Origin of the sequence: Actibacterium sp. (assembly GCF_041584535.1) — a bacterium.
Taxonomy (GTDB): domain Bacteria; phylum Pseudomonadota; class Alphaproteobacteria; order Rhodobacterales; family Rhodobacteraceae; genus Actibacterium_D.
In genome coordinates, this window is record NZ_JBFHDW010000335.1 from 1 (window position 1) to 2,541 (window position 2,541).

Here is a 2,541-nt window from a genome sequence, read left to right on the forward strand (position 1 = left end):
ATCGCCCCCGCGCTCGACGCCCTGCGGCGCGAGGGGTTCGATCTTTTGGGCCCGCTTTCGGCCGACACGATGTTCCACGGGGCCGCGCGGGCGGGCTATGACGCGGCGATCGCGATGTATCACGATCAGGCGCTGATCCCGATCAAGACGCTGGATTTCGCTGGCGGCGTCAACGTGACGCTGGGCCTGCCGTTCATCCGCACCTCGCCCGATCACGGCACCGCGTTTGATATTGCCGGGCAAGGCAAGGCCGATCCGACCAGCCTGATCGCCGCCCTGCGCATGGCCGACCGGCTGGCGCAAAGCCGCGACCGGTGATCGGGGGGCAAGCGCGCGCATGAGTATTTTGACCAAGAAAAAGAGGCCGGCATGGCGACGATAGACGGGCTTCCTCCGCTGCGCGAGGTGATTGCCAGCCACGAGCTGAGCGCGAAGAAATCGCTGGGGCAGAATTTCCTGCTGGACCTGAACCTGACCGCCAAGATCGCCCGGCAGGCCGGGGATCTGACCGTTTGCGACGTGTTAGAGGTCGGGCCCGGCCCCGGCGGTTTGACGCGCGGTTTGCTGGCCGAGGGCGCGCGCCGGGTGTTGGCGGTGGAAAAGGACGCGCGCTGTTTGCCGGCGCTGGCCGAGGTGGCGGCGGCCTATCCCGGGCGTCTGGAAGTGATAAATGCCGATGCGCTGGCGCTGGATGTGACCGCGCATCTGACCCCGCCGATCCGCATCGTCGCCAACCTGCCCTATAATATCGGCACGGAATTGCTGGTGCGCTGGCTGACCCCGCCGGTCTGGCCGCCGATCTGGCAAAGCCTGACCCTGATGTTCCAGAAGGAAGTGGCCGAGCGCATCGTCGCCCAGCCCGGCGGCAAAGCCTATGGCCGGTTGGCGATTCTGGCGCAATGGCGGACCGATGCGAAAATCGTCATGACCCTGCCACCCGAAGCCTTTACCCCGCCGCCGAAAATCCATTCGGCCGTGGTGCATCTGGTGGCGCGGCGCGAGCCGCTTTATCCTGCCGATCCCGCAGTTCTGAGCCGCGTTGTGGCTGCCGCGTTCAACCAACGCCGCAAGATGCTGCGCGCCAGCCTGAAAGGCGTGGCACCGGATATCGAGGATCGTTTGCGGTCGGTGGGAATCGCCCCGACAGAGCGTGCCGAGCAGCTGTCTGTCGAGGCATTCTGTGCGCTGGCCCGGGCTGTCGCGGCGGGCTAGCGATTATTCTGCGGCGGGCGCCTGAGGCGTTTCGTCCGCAGCGGTCTCGGCGTTGTCGCCGGATTCGGCGACCGGGGCCGGTTTCGGCTTACGTGCGCGCTTGCGCGGGGCCGGTTTTTCCTCGGGGGTTTCGACAAGGCCGCTATCGGCTTCGCCACTGTCAGCGTCGGCCTCGATCAAGGTCGAGACATCGTCCTGATCGTCCAGCCCATCGGCATAGCTTTCGCGCTGTGGGCGCTGATCGCGGCTTTGCTGGGCTTCGTGCTGTTCACGACGGGCTTCTTGCTCGCGCATGGCCTCGCCCAACAGGCGGGTGTAATGTTCGGCGTGCTGCTGAAAGTTCTCAGCCGCGACGCGGTCATTGCTGAGCTGCGCATCGCGGGCCAGCTGATTGTATTTCTCAATGATTTGTTGCGGCGTGCCGCGAACCTTGCCCTCGGGGCCCGAGCTGTCAAACACGCGGTTGACAATATTGCCCATTGTGGAGCGAGAGCGGTTCGACTTGGACCGCGAACGTGACTTGGATGATCTCATGTTATTCTGTTATCCAGCCTTGCTTTGGCTTTTTTCGAACCATGACCGCGAACTATGGGCGGCACTGTATTTGATCCGGCGTTTTTTGGCTTGCTGCGAGGGGGACAGAGCATTCTATCCCGTCCCTCGTCTTATCCGAATAACCATGCCGGGTGCAGCAAGACAAGCAAAAAATACAGGTTTTGAACGGTTTTACCACCGTTAGCGCCCTGAATCTGCGAGTTTTCGATGGTTTAGACCATCGGCGCCCGGCCAGTCACGACCCGGTGCCTGTTATCAAGATCGGTATGCACTTGCGGATCTTCAAGACCTGCGGCCGAAAACAGTGCCTGCACCCGGTCGCCCTGTGACGGGCCAATTTCAACGATCAGGCGGCCGCCGGGTTTGAGATGGTGCAGAACCTGCGCGGTAATGATGCGGTAAGGGTCCAGACCGTCTCCGCCCGGGGTCAGGGCCAGATGCGGTTCGTGGTCCAGCACATCGGGGCCAAGGCCAGCCATGTCGCTGTCGGAAATATAGGGCGGGTTGGCGACGATCAGGTCGAACTGGCCGTCAACGGCGCTGAACCAATCCGACAGCACCAGTTCCGGCGACACGCCAAGGGCGCGGGCATTGGCGCGGGCAATTTCCAGTGCGGCAGGCGACAGATCGACACCGCGCCCCCGAACCCTGGGCCGTTCGGCCAGCAACGTCAGCAGGATACAACCCGAGCCGGTGCCAAGGTCCAGCACCGTGTCAAACGGTTCAGACAGCGCCTGCTCGATGACGGTTTCGGTTTCCGGGCGCGGGTCCAGC

The 2,541-nt window shown here is 63.6% G+C and carries 4 protein-coding genes; 2 read left to right on the forward strand and 2 right to left on the reverse strand.

Going from position 1 to position 2,541, the window contains the following annotated elements:
• Positions 1-318: 4-hydroxythreonine-4-phosphate dehydrogenase PdxA (locus tag ABYW26_RS13225; protein WP_372605382.1), on the forward strand; the 318-nt coding region annotated here is incomplete at its 5' end.
• Positions 319-369: 51 nt separating this feature from the next.
• Positions 370-1,212 carry a 16S rRNA (adenine(1518)-N(6)/adenine(1519)-N(6))-dimethyltransferase RsmA gene (rsmA, locus tag ABYW26_RS13230; RefSeq protein WP_372605383.1) on the forward strand — a complete coding sequence of 281 codons (843 nt, stop codon included), beginning with the start codon at positions 370-372 and terminating at the stop codon, positions 1,210-1,212.
• A 3-nt stretch (positions 1,213-1,215) separates the two neighbouring features.
• Here rsmA and ABYW26_RS13235 read toward each other — a convergent pair whose 3' ends face one another.
• Positions 1,216-1,692: a DUF4167 domain-containing protein gene (locus tag ABYW26_RS13235; protein WP_372605384.1), complete on the reverse strand. Its 477-nt coding sequence runs from the start codon at positions 1,690-1,692 to the stop codon at positions 1,216-1,218.
• Positions 1,693-1,979: 287 nt separating this feature from the next.
• On the reverse strand, positions 1,980-2,541 hold a 562-nt coding region (gene prmC / locus ABYW26_RS13240; RefSeq protein ID WP_372605385.1), incomplete at its 5' end, for a peptide chain release factor N(5)-glutamine methyltransferase.